Source organism: Hymenobacter piscis (genome assembly GCF_018760735.1).
Classification (GTDB): domain Bacteria; phylum Bacteroidota; class Bacteroidia; order Cytophagales; family Hymenobacteraceae; genus Hymenobacter; species Hymenobacter piscis.
This window is the reverse complement of record NZ_JAHHZN010000032.1, coordinates 16,873-31,486: the sequence shown is the minus strand read 5'-3', so window position 1 is coordinate 31,486 and position 14,614 is coordinate 16,873. Positions and strand designations below refer to the sequence as shown.

Genomic DNA, 14,614 nt, shown 5'->3' with positions numbered 1-14,614 from the left:
GGCCAGGTGCTCGGCCAAGTAAGTGCCGGTGTAGTTGACCTGGCTGCTGAGCAGAAACTGGCCATACAATTGAGCGGTGACTTTCATGGGCTTGGTACGCTGAGAAAGCCGTTTGCGTAAGTCCTAAAGTTAAAAATCGGTAGTTGGCCTGAGGGAAAACCGGACCTTATTCCCGACTCCTGAATAGTTCTCCAACTGATGTTGTGTCGACCGGGCTTGCCACTGATTTTTTCGCATCTTCAAAGCTTTGCGCCAAAGCATTCACGATTACATAACGTTGGGCCTCCGCATCATAACCTATAATGTAAGAGTCGCTCCGGCGGAAATCGTAGAAACCACTCACTAAAGCCATGGCTCCCCGCCACCAACTGCCATATCCTAAAGAGGCGCGACCTTCATAATCGGTTCTGATGAAATAATGCTCCGTTTCAGCTAACTGCTCCCAGCCTCCAGCATCTACATCCCTTTGAGCCTGCCATAGAAACGTACCAAACAGCCCAAGGGCCCCGAGTGGCAAAAGCAGCCAGAGCATTTTACTGCTCATTTAGGAAGCTGGCTGGTGCTGCTGTACATGCCGCGTCAGGCCCACGAAATCTTCCACGCTGAGCTGCTCGGCGCGCAGGTCGAAGATCGGGTCGGTGGTGGTTTCGGGGGGCATGCCGAAGGGCTTGAGGGCGTTGCGCAGGGTTTTGCGGCGGGTGGCAAAAGCCTGCTTCACGACCCGGAAAAACAACTTTTCGTCGCAGGCCAGGTGCTCGGTGGCGTTGCGGGTGAGGCGGATAACGGCCGACTGCACCTTGGGCGGGGGGCTGAACACGTGCGGGGCCACCGTGAACAGGTATTCGATGTCGTAGAACGCCTGGAGCAGCACGCTCAGGATACCGTAGGTTTTGGAGCCCGGGCCGGTGGCCAGGCGGTCGGCCACTTCCTTCTGAATCATGCCCACGCTCTCGCGCACCTGCTGGCGGTGGGCCAGAATCTGGAAGTAAATCTGGCTGCTGATGTTGTAGGGAAAGTTGCCGATGATGCTCAGGGGCTGGTCGCCGTAGAGCTGGCGCAGGTCCATTTTCAGAAAGTCCTGGGAGTAAATCCGGTCTTCGAGGGTGGGGTAGTGCTTGTGCAGGTAAGCCACCGAGTCGCGGTCGATTTCCACCACGGCCGTCTGGTACTCCGGGTGCTGGAGCAGCGTCTGGGTCAGCACGCCCATGCCCGGCCCGATTTCGAGCACGTGCCGCACGCCGTCGGGCAGGCGCAGGGCCTCCACAATGTTGCGGGCAATGTTGGAGTCGTTGAGAAAGTGCTGGCCGAGGTGCTTTTTGGCTTTAACGGAATCCATGGACGTTGGGCTGGTAGCTGGTATGATTGACAGGTGCGAAGGTTACAGCCGAATGGAAAAAAAGCCAATAGCTAACAGCCATCAGCTAATAGCTCAGAAAGTAGCGAATAGCTCAAAGTAGCTACCTTCACGGCCAAAGATACGCCGCTGCCGGCCGTTTCTGCCCGCCTGCGGGCCGAAAGGCTACCGGCGCCCTCATTTTACCTGTTCTTACCCATGCCCCTAACGCTCGCCTACGCCGCCGATTTTCCCGCTATTGCCAGCACCGTTTTCATTCTGCCCAGCGGCCTGAAGGAGCTGCCCGTAACGGCCGCCGCCGATTTGCCCGAGGCCGCCCGTAACTACGTGGCCACCCAGCTGGCCGCCGACGAGAAGTTCGTGGCCGTCAACCAGTATTCGCACCACCATTATTACGTGGTGGCCGAGGAGAAGAAAACGGCGGCCCTGGGCTGCGAGGCCCTGCGCAAGGCCGGCCACCAGCTCCACGCCCGCCTCAAGGCCGATAAAGTGGAGGAGCTCTTCATCTGCAACCTCACCCCGGCCGGCGGTTCCCTGGCCCTGGCCGAAGGCCTGGCCCTGACCGCCTACCAGTTTGAAGGCTATAAAACCGACGAGAAATCGAAAAAAGCGCCCGTGCTGCGCCAGCTCACGCTGGTCGGTCCTGATTTGTCGGAGCAGAAAGTGCGGGAGCTCGACGGCGTGCTCCAGGGCGTGTACCTGGCCCGCGACCTGGTGAACATGCCCTACAGCCACCTCAACGCCACCCAGCTGGCCCAGCAGTTCGAGCAGGCCGGCGACGCGGCCGGCTTCTCGGTGGAGGTGCTGGATCTGGTGCGCATCGAGGCCCTGCGCATGGGCGGGTTGCTGGCCGTGAACCAGGGCAGCCCCGAGCCGCCCACCTTCACCATTATGGAGTACAAGCCCGAAGGTGCCACCAACCAGAAGCCCATCGTGCTGGTGGGCAAGGGCGTGGTGTTCGATACCGGCGGCCTCAGCCTCAAGCCCACGCCCAATAGCATGGATTTGATGAAGTGCGACATGGGCGGCTCGGCCGTGGTGGTGGGCGTGCTCACGGCCCTGGCCAAGAATCAGGTGCCCCTGCACGTCATCGGGCTGGTGCCGGCCACCGACAACCGCCCCGGCGGCCCCGCCCTGGCCCCCGGCGACGTGATTACGATGTACAGCGGCCTGACCGTGGAAGTGCTCAACACCGACGCCGAAGGCCGCCTCATTCTGGCCGACGCCCTGGCCTTTGCCAAGAAGTATGACCCCGAGCTGGTCATGGACTACGCCACGCTCACCGGCTCGGCGGCCCGCGCCATCGGCATTGAGGGCATTGTGTACATGGGCACCGCCGACGAGCAGGTGATGGCCGACCTCAAGCAAGCCGGCAACACCACCCACGAGCGGCTGGTGGAATTCCCCCTCTGGGATGAGTACGCCGACCACATCAAGAGCCCCATTGCCGACATGAGCAACCTGGGCAAAGCCGAAGCCGGGGCCATTTCGGCCGGCAAGTTCCTGGAGCGCTACACCGAGGGCTACCCCTGGGTGCACTTCGACATTGCCGGCCCTGCCTTCCTCACTGCCCCCGATTCCTACCGCGGCAAAGGCGGCACCGGCACGGCCGTCCGGATGACGTATGAGTTTCTGAAGAACCGGGCGTAGGGTTCTTACGTCGCACCCCACCCCCCGGCCCCCTCCCCTCCGGGAGAGGGGGTGCGTTCAATGGTTTCACGTCTGGCACCCCCTCTCCCGGAGGGGAGGGGGCCGGGGGGTGGGGTGCCAGCATGAAACGCTCAAACAGCTCTAACATCTAAGCACTAAACGTAGAATGCTCCCACGAATTGGAATTTCCGTCGGTGACCTGGCCGGTATCGGGCCCGAGGTTATTTATAAGACGTTTCTTGACCCGCGCCTGCTCAAGTTCTGTACGCCCGTGGTGTACGGCACCGCCACCGTCCTTTTCCACGACTTCCCCACCGACCCCAACCACGAACCCCTCACCTTCCGCCAGGTGCGCGAAGCGGCCGATATTGCCCCCGGCAAGCACAACGCCGTGAGCTGCTGGGAGGATGACGACGTGACGCTCACGCCCGGCCAGCCCAGCGCGGCCAGCGGCGCGGCCGCCCGCCAGAGCCTGCTCGCCGCTGCCCGCGACCTGAAAGCCGGCCTGCTCGATGCCCTCGTGACGGCCCCCATCAGCAAGGAGAACACCCAGGCCGACGACTTTCGCTTCCCCGGTCACACGGAGTTTCTGACCAGCTTCTTCGAGGCCAAGGAAAGCCTGATGCTGCTCGTGGCCGACGACCTGCGCGTGGCCACCGTTACGGGCCACATCCCGCTCAAGGACGTGGCCGCCCGCCTCACCAAGGAACTGCTCACGGCCAAGCTGCGCATTTTGCTGAACTCGCTCAAGAACGATTTCGGCATTGAGAAGCCCCGGGTAGCGGTGCTGGGCCTCAACCCCCACGCCGGCGAAAACGGCCTGCTCGGCACCGAGGAGGCCGATATCGTGACGCCCGTGCTCCAGCAGTTCCAGCAGCAGGGCCACCTGACCTACGGCCCCTACCCTGCCGATGGCTACTTCGGCACCGGCCAGTTCAAGCAGTTCGACGCCACACTGTCCCTCTACCACGACCAGGGCCTGATTCCGTTCAAAACCCTGGCCTTCGAGCGGGGCGTGAACTACACCGCCGGCCTGTCGGTAGTACGCACCTCCCCCGACCACGGCACTGCCTACGGCCTCGCCGGCCAGTTCAAAGCCGATGAAACTTCCTTCCGCGAGGCCCTCTACCTGGCTTGCGAGCTGGTTAAGTATCGGAAATCCGAAGCCGAAATCAAGCCCCTGATTCCCGGCCCCGCCCCCCGCGGCGGCCGCCGGGAGTAGCGGTGAATGAGTGAAGTGGGGCATGCGCGGAATGCTCAGAACGACAAAAGAACCTGTCAAACCGAAACTTTCTTTCCAAAAATGAAAGTTTCTTTGCGAATTCAGAATCCGTCTTTACCTTTGCAGCACAGACGCCGGAACCGGGTTGGTTCCGGCGTTTTGTTTGCCCCTCGCCAACAGCCCTCAGCCTAACCGCTAACCGCTTCAAAAATGCTCCAGACGCCCACTGACTACCGCACTGCCCTGCGCCGCCTCGATGCGCTGGCTGCGGCCGGCGTGGAAGGCAACGCGGCCCTGGAAGCGGAGTTCCGGGAGCTGATTGCCGCCCTGGACGTGTACGAGGGCAAGCTCGGGCTGCTGCCTATTCCGAACCTGCCGACTTCGCTGGCCGAAATGATTGAGCTCAAACGCCAGCAGCTGCGCCTCAAGCAGAAGGAGCTGGCCGAGTTGCTCGAAGTGCCGGCCGGACGCCTGTCCCAGATCCTGAGCGGCAAACGCCGCGTGACGCTGGACCTGGCCAAGCGCCTGTACGAGCGGCTGGGCATCCCGTCCGATTTTATTCTCAAAAACGCCTGACGTCGCCTTCGCCCTCTGCGGCTTTTACATACCGGGCAAAAGTGCCTACTTTTGCCCCCTTGCAACTACCTCCCGTGAAGAAGGATTCGCCCTACACCATCAACCTGGCCCGCCTGGCCGATAAAACGCACCACTTCGCGTTCGACCTCGACCGGGCGTTCTTCGAGCAGTTCGACCAGGAGCTCATCCCCGACGGGCAGGTGCACGCCGACGTGACGCTCACCAAAACCGAGCGCCTGATCACGGTTGACTTCGATATCCGGGGCACCGTGCGCCAGGTCTGCGACCGGAGCCTGGACGATTACGACCAGGAAATCGACGCCCAGGAGCAGCTGCTCGTGCGCTTCGGCGACGAGAACAAGGAACTCGACGACAACGTGCTGCAAATCACGCCCGAGACCCAGACTTTGCCCCTGGCCCAGCACCTGTTCGATTTTGTGGGACTGGCCCTGCCCATGAAAAAGCTGCACCCACGCTTCCAGAACGAGCCCGACGACGAGCCCGACGCTACCACTAAGCTCATCTTCACGACCCGCGGCGAGGACGCCAACGGCGACGACGAGGATGACACCGACCCGCGCTGGAACGCGCTGCGCAACCTCAACTAGCCGCCTGCAGGCTTTTCTTGTCTTTTACGTTTCTTTTTTTCTTTTTTCAGCATGGCACATCCTAAACGCCGGACCTCCTCCGCCACCCGCGACAAACGTCGCAGCCACTACAAGCTCACCCCTAAAGCCGTTACCCTCTGCGCTAACACCGGCGAGCTGCACCTGCGCCACAAGGCCTACGTAGTAGATGGCGACCTGTACCTGAACGGTAAAGTAGTTATCAAAGACTACGCCCCCGTAGCCGCCGCCGCGCCGCTCGATTCCGACGACGAATAGTCGCCGTGTTTAAGCTGTTAGCTGGTAGCTGCTGGCTGTTAGCTCTTTCTTCCCTGAAAGCTAACAGCCAGCAGCTACCAGCTAACAGCTTAATTCAATTCTGACCTCTTTGACTTTCCTTTCATGAAGATAGCCCTGGACGCAATGGGGGGCGATTTTGCTCCGCAGGCCGCCGTCGATGGGGCCGTGCTGGCCGCCCAATTGCTGGCCGGCAAGGCTCAGATAGTGCTCATCGGCCAGGAAGACGCCGTGCGCCCCCTGCTCGAGGCCCACGGGGCCGCGGCGGAGAACCTCACCCTGGTGCCCGCATCCCAGCTCATTGAGATGGGCGAACACCCGGCCAAGGCTTACCAGCAGAAGCAGGACTCCAGCATCGCCGTGGGCTACCGCCTGCTGGCTGCCGGTGAGGTGGAAGCCTTCTGCTCGGCCGGTAACACCGGCGCCATGCTGGTAGGGGCCATGTTCAGCGTAAAGGCAGTACCCGGCGTTATGCGCCCGGCCATTGCCAACTTCGTTCCCAAACTCCACGGGAGCATGGGCATCATGCTCGACGTGGGAGCCAATGCGGAATGCAAGCCCGAAATGCTGGAGCAATTCGGCGAGCTGGGCTCCCTCTACGCCAAATACGTGCTGGGCATCGAGCAGCCCAAAGTAGGCCTGATGAACCTGGGCGAGGAAGAGGGGAAAGGCACGGCCATTACCCAGGCCGCCCACCAGCTGCTGAAAGTAAATCCGCACATCCGCTTCATTGGCAATATCGAAGGACGGGACCTGTTCAACGACAAAGCCGACGTGATTGTGTGCGACGGATTTACGGGTAACGTGCTGCTGAAAATGGCCGAGTCGGTCTACGACATCATGGCCGACAAGAACATGCACGAGCCGTTCTTCGACCACTTCAACTACGAGTCCATCGGCGGGTCCCCAATTCTGGGCATCAACGACAACGCCATTATCGGGCACGGCGTGAGCACGCCCAAAGCCATCTGCAACATGCTGCTGCAGGGCTACCAAATGGCCAGCTCCGGCATTGCCGATCAGATAAAATCCACTTTCAAGTCCTGAACGCGGCGCGGAGTCCGGTCCTGCGGGGTCGGGCTTTTTGCGTGCCGCAGCTTCCGGCCTTTTCTCCCTTCTAATGAAGATTACCGCTGCCATTTCCGGGGTCGGCTCGTACGTGCCCGATTATGTACTGACCAACCAGGAGCTGGAAACCCTGGTGGACACGACCGACGAGTGGATCATGAGCCGCACCGGAATTAAGGAGCGGCACATTCTGAAAGGCGACGACCAGGGCACTTCCGTGATGGGCATCAAGGCTGTGGAACGCCTGCTGGCCAAAACCGGCGTGGCCGCCGCCGACATCGACCTGATTATCTGCGCCACTACCACGCCCGACCTGGTGTTTCCGGCCACGGCCAACATCATTTCGGCGGCGGTGGGCGCCACCAAGTCCTTCAGCTTCGATATGCAGGCGGCCTGCTCGGGCTTTATGTACGCCCTGGCCACGGGCTCCCAGTTTATTGCCAGCGGCACGTATAAGAAGGTCATTGTGGTGGGCGCCGACAAGATGTCGAGCATCATCGATTACACCGACCGCTCCACCTGCATCATTTTCGGCGACGGAGCCGGGGCCGTGCTGCTCGAACCCAACTACGAGGGCCTGGGCCTGCTCGATCAGGAGCTGCACTCCGACGGCAATGGTGAGCAGTACCTGCACCAGAAAGCCGGTGGCTCGCGCCGCCCGCCCTCGGCCGAGACCGTGGCCCGCCGGGAGCACTACGTGTACCAGGAAGGGGCCGCCGTGTTCAAATTCGCGGTGAAAAACATGGCCGATGTAGCCGCTCAGGTAGCCGAGCGCAACGGCCTCACGGCCGATACCATCGACTGGCTGGTGCCCCACCAGGCCAACAAGCGCATCATCGACGCTACGGCCCACCGCGTGGGTATCGGGCCCGAGAAGGTGATGCTCAACATTCACCGCTACGGTAACACCACCAACGGCACCATTCCGCTCTGCCTCGCCGATTACGAGCAGCAGTTGCGCAAGGGCGACAACCTGATTATCGCCGCCTTTGGCGGGGGCTTCACCTGGGGTTCGCTCTACCTCAAGTGGGCGTACGATCCCCGGCCGGCTACTCCGGCGCAGTAGCCGGCCCGGCGCAAAACCGGAAAACCTCCTATACTTGTACTCTCGCTGTAAGCAGGGAGTATGCTGCCCCGGGCTCGGCGCCGGATAATCGTGGCGGCGTACGTCCTGGTTACAACTGACCCTTTTCCTCTTCCCACCTCATGGCCACCACCGCAGATTTTCGCAACGGGCTCGTGCTCAATTATAACAACGAGCTGCACGTCATCACCGAATTCCAGCACGTGAAGCCCGGCAAAGGCCCGGCCTTCGTGCGCACCAAGATGCGCAACATCAAAACCGGTCGTACCATCGATAACACGTTCAACGCGGGCGTGAAGGTGGAAACGGCCCGGGTGGAGCAGCGCCCCCACCAGTACCTCTACAAGGACGATTACGGCTACACGTTCATGGATAATGCCACCTTCGAGCAGGTGGTCATCAACGAGGAAATGGTGCCCTTCGCCGACCTGATGAAGGAAGGCCAGGAAGTGACCATCCTCTTTCATGCCGAAACCGAGCAGCCGCTCACGGCCGAACTACCCACCACCGTGGACCTGGTAGTTACCTACACCGAGCCTGGCCTGAAAGGCGATACCGCCACCAACACGCTCAAGCCCGCTACCGTGGAAACCGGCGCCCGTATTCAGGTGCCCCTGTTCGTGGATACCGATACCAAGATCCGAATCAAGACCAGCGACTACAGCTACGTCGAGCGCGTCAAATAAGCAGCCTGTCACGCCTTCCCCCCACCACATGAAAGCCCAAGAACTACAGGACCTCATCGACTTCATCGCCAAGTCGGGTTTGAACAAAGTCAACATCGAGACGGAGGAGTTCAAAATCTCCGTACAGCGCGATGCCAGCTACAAGCCCCAGGTAACCATGTCGGCCGCCGCCCCGGTAGCCGCCCCCGCCCCGACGGCCGCGCCGGCCGCCGCCGCACCGGCTCCTGCTCCGGCCGCTGCCGCGCCGGCTCCGGCCGCGGAAGCTTCGGCCGCCAGCAACCTGATGCCGCTGAAGTCGCCGATGATTGGCACGTTCTACCGCAGCAGCAGCCCTGATTCGCCGGTGTTCGTGCAGGTGGGTGATACGGTGGAGAAAGGCCAGGTGATCTGCATCATTGAGGCCATGAAGCTCTTTAACGAAATCGAAGCCGAGCAATCCGGCCGCGTGGTGAAGGCCCTGGTCGAAAATGCCTCCCCCGTGGAGTACGACCAGCCCCTGTTCCTGATTGAGCCAATGTAATTTTAGAGCTTAGAATTGAGAGCTTAGAACTTAGAATCCGTGAGTCGGCCCAACGCCGCCGCGAGTCTTAGTTCTAAGCTCTCAGTTCTCACATCTAACCCTGAGAGCTGTGTTCAAGAAAATACTGATTGCCAATCGGGGCGAAATTGCGCTGCGCGTGATTCGGACCTGCAAGGAAATGGGCATTAAAACGGTGGCCGTGTACTCGACCGCCGATAAGGAAAGCCTGCATGTGCGCTTCGCCGACGAGGCCGTGTGCATCGGGCCGCCGGCCTCGGCCAAGAGCTACCTGAGCATTCCGACGCTGATTGCCGCCGCCGAAATCACCAACGCCGACGCCATTCACCCCGGCTATGGCTTCCTGAGCGAAAATGCCGAGTTCTCGCGCGTCTGCCAGGAAAACGGCATCAAGTTCATCGGTGCCTCGCCCGACATGATCAACCGCATGGGCGACAAGGCTTCGGCCAAGGCGACCATGATTGCGGCCGGCGTGCCGGTTGTACCCGGTTCGGTAGGCCTGCTCGAATCGGTGGAGCAGGGCAAGAAAATTGCCGCTGAAATCAAATACCCCGTCATTCTCAAGGCGACGGCCGGCGGCGGCGGGCGCGGCATGCGCATTATCAACTCCGAGGACGAGTTTGAGAAAGCCTGGAACGACGCGCGCACCGAGTCGAAGGCGGCCTTCGGCAACGACGGCATGTACCTGGAGAAGTTTGTGGAAGAACCCCGCCACATCGAGATTCAGGTGTGCGGCGACCAGTTCGGTCACGTCTGCCATCTTTCCGAGCGCGACTGCTCCATTCAGCGCCGGCATCAGAAGCTGGTGGAGGAAGCGCCTTCGCCCTTCATGACCGACGACCTGCGGGAGCGGATGGGCCAGGCCGCCATTGCCGGCGCAGCGGCCATCGGCTACGAGGGCGTGGGCACCATCGAGTTCCTGGTCGATAAAAACCGGGACTTCTACTTCATGGAGATGAACACCCGCATTCAGGTGGAGCACCCCGTGACGGAAGAAGTCATCAACTACGACCTGATTAAGGAGCAGATCAAGGTAGCGGCCGGCATTCCGATTTCGGGCGCTAACTACTACCCCCAGATGCACGCCATGGAATGCCGCATCAACGCCGAGGACCCGGCCAATGGGTTCCGCCCTTCGCCGGGCAAAATCACGGTGCTGCACATTCCCGGCGGCCACGGCGTGCGCGTGGATACGCACGTGTACGCGGGCTACCAGATTCCGCCTAACTACGATTCCATGATTGCCAAGCTCATCACCGTGGCTCAGACCCGGGAGGAGTGCATCGTGAAAATGAAGCGGGCCCTGAGTGAGTTCGTGGTGGAAGGCGTGAAAACTACTATTCCATTCCACCTCAAACTGATGGACAACGCCCAGTTCAAGGACGGCGACTTCACGACCAAATTCCTGGAAACGTCCTTCGATTTCTCGGAGCTGTAAGCCCTACCCTGCTTCGACCAGCAAGGCCTGTCCCACCCGGGGCAGGCCTTTTTTGGCTTATGAGGCCAAAATTTTGCACCCGCCGTTTACATCAACCCAGCACCATAATCAGCAAATACCCCATTATCCTGCCTGGAGGGCTTTACAATTGCACTGATTCAGTCAATGCAGGATCATTATGAAGCTATAAAACAGCATAAAACAGGTAAGTGATTACTCACTAAATTATTACTTGAGACTCTATGCCGGCATACGAAATTCGGCTAATGCCCTGTATACTTGCACTATTCTACTTCCACCAACCAAAACACCCACTTTTATGAAAGCAAAACTGACCGTAGCCCTGACGGGGCTGCTGGCGGCTGGTTCTCTGTTGTCTTCGTGCAGCAAAGAAGAACTGCAACCCACCGCCGCTGCCGTACCAGCGGCCACAAGCACCGGCCAGAGTGCCGTGGTAGCCAATGGAGTCATGATGCAGGCCTTCTACTGGGACGTGCCGATCAGCAACGCCCAGGGAACTTGGTGGCAGGTACTGGGCTCCAGAGCCGCCGAACTGAAATCGGCCGGTATTACGGCCCTGTGGCTGCCCCCGGCCTATAAAGGCGGCAGCCAGGGCGACGTCGGCTATGGCGTGTACGACCGCTACGATTTGGGCGAATTCAACCAGAAAGGTACTGTAGCTACCCGCTACGGCACGCTGGGCCAGCTGCAAACTGCCATTGGCACCATGAAGGGCCAGGGGCTGCAGGTGTACGAGGACATCGTGATGAACCACATGGCCTGGGCCGATGCCCAGGAAAACGTGAACGGCAACCTGGTATACACCCGGTTCACCTTCCCCGGCCGCGGCAACACCCACAGTAGCTACAAATGGGGGTTCAACAACTTCACCGGTACCCAGCAGGCGCCTAATAACGGCTGGTACCAGTGGAAAAGCTGGGACTTCCAGCCTTACGCCAACAACGACGCCTACGACAACCTGCTGGGCTCGGAAATTCAGTACAACAACAACGCCGCCAACCAGAACGAAACTATTAACTGGGGCAACTGGATTACCACCAAAATGAGCCTCGACGGCTACCGCCTCGATGCTACCAAGCATATTTACACGCCCTACCTGAACCAGTGGCTGGACGCGGTGAAAACCAACGGCCGCTTTGCCGTGAGCGAAGCCTGGTTCCGTAACCTGCAGGACCTGAAAAACTACGCCGCCGCCACCGGCGGGCGCACCAGCCTGTTCGATGTGCCCCTGCACTACACCTTCCAGGACATGAGCAACGGCAACGGCAGCTGGGATATGCGCGGCCTGCAGTTTGCCGGCTTCACCGAAAGCAACCCGACATTGTCGGTTTCCTTCGTGGATAACCACGATACGGACCATCCCGGCGCCCTGTACTCGCCCGTTACCAACCTCAAGATGCTGGCCTACGCCTACATCCTGACCCGGGCCAACGGCTACCCCTGTGTATTCTATAAGGACTACTACAACTACGGTCTGGGCAATCAGATCAAAACCCTCATCGGCATCCGCAAAGCCCATGCTTACGGGGCTGCTGCGGAGTACACCAGCGCCAACGATGCTGACGTGTATGCCTACTCCCGCGCCGGCGACGCCACCCGCAAAGGTCTGCTGATGCTGCTCAACGACGGCGGCTCAGCCCGCACCAAAACCCTCACCACGCCCTTCAAAAACGCCACCCTGACCGATAAAACCGGCAACCGCACCGGCACCGTGACTACCGATGCCAACGGGACCGGCGTGTTCCCAGTGAATGCCCGCAGCTATTCGGTGTGGGTGCCCGGCGGCGGCACCACCACGCCCCCGCCCACCGGCACCACCACGGCTGTGACCTTCAACGTGACGTACAGCAACACCGTGAGCGGCCAGGACGTGTACGTAATTGGCAGCTCGGCTCAGCTCGGCAGCTGGAATACGGCCAACGCCAAAAAGCTCAGCGGCGCGGCCTGGCCCAAGTGGAGCGGCACCGTGAGCCTGACCAGCGGCACCAGCGTGCAATACAAGTACATCCGTAAGGATGCCGCCGGTAACGTCCTCTGGGAAGGCGGTGCCAACCGCACCTTCACTCCCAGCGGCACCACCGCCACCCGCACCGATACCTGGCAGTAACAGTTTTTCTGCATTGGCAAACAGAAAGAGGCCGGTCAGCTGACCGGCCTCTTTCTGTTTGGCGGCAGCATCAGGTAGTTTACTTCACCTGAGCGTCGCCGTGCTCAATTTCGTGGACCAGCTCGTCGTACCAGCCCGCGCCGTACTTGCGGATCAGGGGTTCCTTCAGGAACTGGTAGATGCGCACGCCCAGGTTGGCCCCGAAGGAGCAGGCGGGTGAGCAGATGCTCCACCGGTCGTAGTTGAGGGCCTCGAAGCCGTCGTACTTCGTGATGCGGATGGGGTACAGGTGGCAGCTGATGGGCTTCTTGAAGCTGGTGGCCCCGGCCAGGTAGGCCTGCTCGATACCGCACTTGAGGATGCCCCGCTCGTCGTAGAGGGCGTAGGCGCACTCCCGGTCGTTGATGGTGGTGGTGCTGAAGTCGCCCTCCCAGTCCTTGATGTAGCGGCCCTGCTCCTCAATGGCCTGGCGGCCGGCTTCGGTGAGGAAGGGCTTAATGGCCTCGTACTCCTGGTTGAGGATGTCGAGCTCCTCGGGCTCCAGGGGCGCGCCCAGGTCGCCCTCCACGCAGCAGGCACCCTTGCAGGCTTCGAGGTTGCAGACGAAGAAATTATCCCGAACGTCGTCGGAAATCAGGGTATTTTGAATCTGAGTCATGAGGTGGGGCCGCGCCTGCTGCCGGGAAGTACTATCGGCAAAGATACCCCCAATTACGCCACCGACCAGAGAATCTGCTCGGTCAGCTCGCACTGGCGGTGGTGGGAATAGGTAGCCAGGGCCTCGCGCTGCCCTTCCCGGCCCAGTTCCCGGGCCAGCTCCGGCTCCCGGAGCAGCCGCGCCACGGCCACCCCGAACGAGGCGTTGTCGCGCAGGGCGAAGAGCAGGCCGGTGCGGCCGTCCTCGAGCAATTCACGGGTGCCCCCGGCCGCCGCGCCCAGCACGGGCCGGCCCGCTGCCAGGGCCTCAATGGTGACCATGCCGTAGGTTTCATTGGTAGAGGCCGTGATGGACATATCAAGGGCCCGGTAGGCCACTTCGGGCTGGGGCGTGAAGCCGCGCAGGTGCACTACGTCCGTCAGGTTCAGCGCCCGGATGCGGGCGTGCAGGGCATCGGTGTAGGCGGTACCTTCGTTGCGGGTGGGCTCCCCTACCAGCAGCAAATGCAGCTGCGGAAACTGGTGGCGCAGGTCGGCCAACGCTTCCACCACGAAGTCCTGGCCCTTGCCGTCGTCGAGGCGGCCGATGAGGCCCAGCAGCACGGCTTCGGGAGGCAGCGTCAGGTGCAGGCGGCGACGGGCTTCGGCGGTGGTCAGCTGCGCATCGGCAAACTTTTCCAGCTCCACGCCCAGCGGCACCACGTGGAGGCGGTCGGCGGGCAGGCGGGTTTTTTCCAGCACCTGCCGGGCCAGCCCGGGCAATGGGGCCAGCCAGGCGGCCAGGGCCCGGTAGCGCAGCGTGTGCACGAGGCCGCGCTTGGCCAGCCCCAGCTGCATGTGCTGCTGGTACACCAGCGGCAGCCCGGGCAGAAACAGGCGCTTACAGAGCACGGCCAGGCCCAGGTCGCCGTTGCGGCTGATGAGCAGGGCCCGGGTCCCGAAGTCTCGCAGCACCCCGGCCAGCCGGCGGGCGGCGGGCACATCGAGGGCTTTCCAGCGGTTGTCGAGCAGGACCACGGCGGCGCCCAGCTCGGCGGCGCGGGCGGCCAGCGGGGAGCCGGCCCGGGTTATCACCTGCACCGGCCAGCCCCGCTCCCGCATCCAGCCCGCAAACCGGGCCGTGTTCAGCTCCAGCCCCCCCCAGCTGTCCGAAAGGCACAAAATAGACAGGGGAAACGGAGCGGCGGGCGAAGCAGTAGGATTCATGGCGCGAAGATACGGGCGCGCCTCCTCACAGCCCGAAACCAGTTGATTTTATCCCGCGAGGCCACCTCAGCAGGCAAAACCAATTGGTTTGAAGCACAGAGGCAG

Annotated in this window: 15 protein-coding genes; 11 read left to right on the top strand and 4 right to left on the bottom strand. The window is 61.4% G+C overall.

Translation table 11 applies throughout. The features are described 5' to 3' along the window. Nucleotides 1–166 precede the first annotated feature (166 nt). Both KLP40_RS20175 and rsmA read right to left on the bottom strand, forming a co-directional pair. Entirely contained in the window at nt 167–532 is a 366-nt protein-coding gene (locus tag KLP40_RS20175) for a hypothetical protein (RefSeq protein ID WP_215595644.1), read from the bottom strand. Nucleotides 533–544: 12 nt separating this feature from the next. Beyond that, entirely contained in the window at nt 545–1,336 is a 792-nt protein-coding gene (rsmA, locus tag KLP40_RS20170; protein WP_215595643.1) for a 16S rRNA (adenine(1518)-N(6)/adenine(1519)-N(6))-dimethyltransferase RsmA, read from the bottom strand. 216 nt (nt 1,337–1,552) lie between these two features. Between rsmA and KLP40_RS20165 the strand changes: the two genes are divergently transcribed. The 11 genes from KLP40_RS20165 to KLP40_RS20115 all read left to right on the top strand — a co-directional run bounded on the left by KLP40_RS20165 (nt 1,553) and on the right by KLP40_RS20115 (nt 12,646). Continuing rightward, nucleotides 1,553–3,004, top strand: coding sequence for a leucyl aminopeptidase family protein (locus tag KLP40_RS20165; protein WP_215595642.1), 1,452 nt, complete (start codon nt 1,553–1,555; stop codon nt 3,002–3,004). 166 nt (nt 3,005–3,170) lie between these two features. Continuing rightward, nucleotides 3,171–4,226 carry a 4-hydroxythreonine-4-phosphate dehydrogenase PdxA gene (gene pdxA, locus KLP40_RS20160; RefSeq protein WP_215595641.1) on the top strand — a complete coding sequence of 352 codons (1,056 nt, stop codon included), beginning with the start codon at nt 3,171–3,173 and terminating at the stop codon, nt 4,224–4,226. 210 nt (nt 4,227–4,436) lie between these two features. Next, a complete protein-coding gene (locus KLP40_RS20155; protein WP_215595640.1) occupies nt 4,437–4,802 on the top strand; it encodes a helix-turn-helix domain-containing protein in 366 nt (121 codons plus the stop codon). Nucleotides 4,803–4,861: 59 nt separating this feature from the next. Next, nucleotides 4,862–5,410 (top strand): YceD family protein, encoded by a 549-nt coding sequence (locus KLP40_RS20150; RefSeq protein WP_246559058.1) that lies wholly within the window; start codon nt 4,862–4,864, stop codon nt 5,408–5,410. Nucleotides 5,411–5,461: 51 nt separating this feature from the next. Further along, nucleotides 5,462–5,686, top strand: a complete 225-nt coding sequence (gene rpmF, locus KLP40_RS20145) for a 50S ribosomal protein L32 (protein WP_215595639.1) — start codon at nt 5,462–5,464, stop codon at nt 5,684–5,686. Nucleotides 5,687–5,809: 123 nt separating this feature from the next. Beyond that, complete coding sequence (gene plsX / locus KLP40_RS20140) at nt 5,810–6,751, top strand: phosphate acyltransferase PlsX (protein ID WP_215595638.1); 942 nt, start codon at nt 5,810–5,812, stop codon at nt 6,749–6,751. A gap of 73 nt (nt 6,752–6,824) precedes the next feature. After that, nucleotides 6,825–7,838, top strand: a complete 1,014-nt coding sequence (locus KLP40_RS20135) for a beta-ketoacyl-ACP synthase III (protein ID WP_215595637.1) — start codon at nt 6,825–6,827, stop codon at nt 7,836–7,838. Between the two features lie 140 nt (nt 7,839–7,978). After that, nucleotides 7,979–8,542: an elongation factor P gene (gene efp / locus KLP40_RS20130; protein ID WP_215595636.1), complete on the top strand. Its 564-nt coding sequence runs from the start codon at nt 7,979–7,981 to the stop codon at nt 8,540–8,542. A 28-nt stretch (nt 8,543–8,570) separates the two neighbouring features. Next, entirely contained in the window at nt 8,571–9,062 is a 492-nt protein-coding gene (gene accB / locus KLP40_RS20125) for an acetyl-CoA carboxylase biotin carboxyl carrier protein (protein WP_215595635.1), read from the top strand. 109 nt (nt 9,063–9,171) lie between these two features. Further along, complete coding sequence (gene accC, locus KLP40_RS20120) at nt 9,172–10,518, top strand: acetyl-CoA carboxylase biotin carboxylase subunit (protein ID WP_215595634.1); 1,347 nt, start codon at nt 9,172–9,174, stop codon at nt 10,516–10,518. 319 nt (nt 10,519–10,837) lie between these two features. Then, nucleotides 10,838–12,646, top strand: coding sequence for an alpha-amylase (locus KLP40_RS20115; RefSeq protein ID WP_215595633.1), 1,809 nt, complete (start codon nt 10,838–10,840; stop codon nt 12,644–12,646). Between the two features lie 79 nt (nt 12,647–12,725). On the opposite strand, the gene KLP40_RS20110 is transcribed toward KLP40_RS20115, so the two are convergent. Together KLP40_RS20110 and KLP40_RS20105 are read right to left on the bottom strand one after the other, a co-directional pair. Beyond that, nucleotides 12,726–13,304, bottom strand: coding sequence for a DUF3109 family protein (locus tag KLP40_RS20110; protein WP_215595632.1), 579 nt, complete (start codon nt 13,302–13,304; stop codon nt 12,726–12,728). Between the two features lie 53 nt (nt 13,305–13,357). Continuing rightward, nucleotides 13,358–14,509: a glycosyltransferase family 4 protein gene (locus KLP40_RS20105; RefSeq protein WP_215595631.1), complete on the bottom strand. Its 1,152-nt coding sequence runs from the start codon at nt 14,507–14,509 to the stop codon at nt 13,358–13,360. Between the last annotated feature and the right edge of the window lie 105 nt (nt 14,510–14,614).

What these genes read in the sequence shown, in the direction of transcription:
- KLP40_RS20175 (WP_215595644.1), bottom strand. Translation starts at nt 532, where the DNA reads ATGCTCTGGCTGCTTTTGCCACTCGGGGCCCTTGGGCTGTTTGGTACG.
- rsmA (WP_215595643.1), bottom strand. Translation starts at nt 1,336, where the DNA reads ATGGATTCCGTTAAAGCCAAAAAGCACCTCGGCCAGCACTTTCTCAAC.
- KLP40_RS20165 (WP_215595642.1), top strand. Translation starts at nt 1,553, where the DNA reads ATGCCCCTAACGCTCGCCTACGCCGCCGATTTTCCCGCTATTGCCAGC.
- pdxA (WP_215595641.1), top strand. Translation starts at nt 3,171, where the DNA reads ATGCTCCCACGAATTGGAATTTCCGTCGGTGACCTGGCCGGTATCGGG.
- KLP40_RS20155 (WP_215595640.1), top strand. Translation starts at nt 4,437, where the DNA reads ATGCTCCAGACGCCCACTGACTACCGCACTGCCCTGCGCCGCCTCGAT.
- rpmF (WP_215595639.1), top strand. Translation starts at nt 5,462, where the DNA reads ATGGCACATCCTAAACGCCGGACCTCCTCCGCCACCCGCGACAAACGT.
- plsX (WP_215595638.1), top strand. Translation starts at nt 5,810, where the DNA reads ATGAAGATAGCCCTGGACGCAATGGGGGGCGATTTTGCTCCGCAGGCC.
- KLP40_RS20135 (WP_215595637.1), top strand. Translation starts at nt 6,825, where the DNA reads ATGAAGATTACCGCTGCCATTTCCGGGGTCGGCTCGTACGTGCCCGAT.
- efp (WP_215595636.1), top strand. Translation starts at nt 7,979, where the DNA reads ATGGCCACCACCGCAGATTTTCGCAACGGGCTCGTGCTCAATTATAAC.
- accB (WP_215595635.1), top strand. Translation starts at nt 8,571, where the DNA reads ATGAAAGCCCAAGAACTACAGGACCTCATCGACTTCATCGCCAAGTCG.
- KLP40_RS20115 (WP_215595633.1), top strand. Translation starts at nt 10,838, where the DNA reads ATGAAAGCAAAACTGACCGTAGCCCTGACGGGGCTGCTGGCGGCTGGT.
- KLP40_RS20110 (WP_215595632.1), bottom strand. Translation starts at nt 13,304, where the DNA reads ATGACTCAGATTCAAAATACCCTGATTTCCGACGACGTTCGGGATAAT.
- KLP40_RS20105 (WP_215595631.1), bottom strand. Translation starts at nt 14,509, where the DNA reads ATGAATCCTACTGCTTCGCCCGCCGCTCCGTTTCCCCTGTCTATTTTG.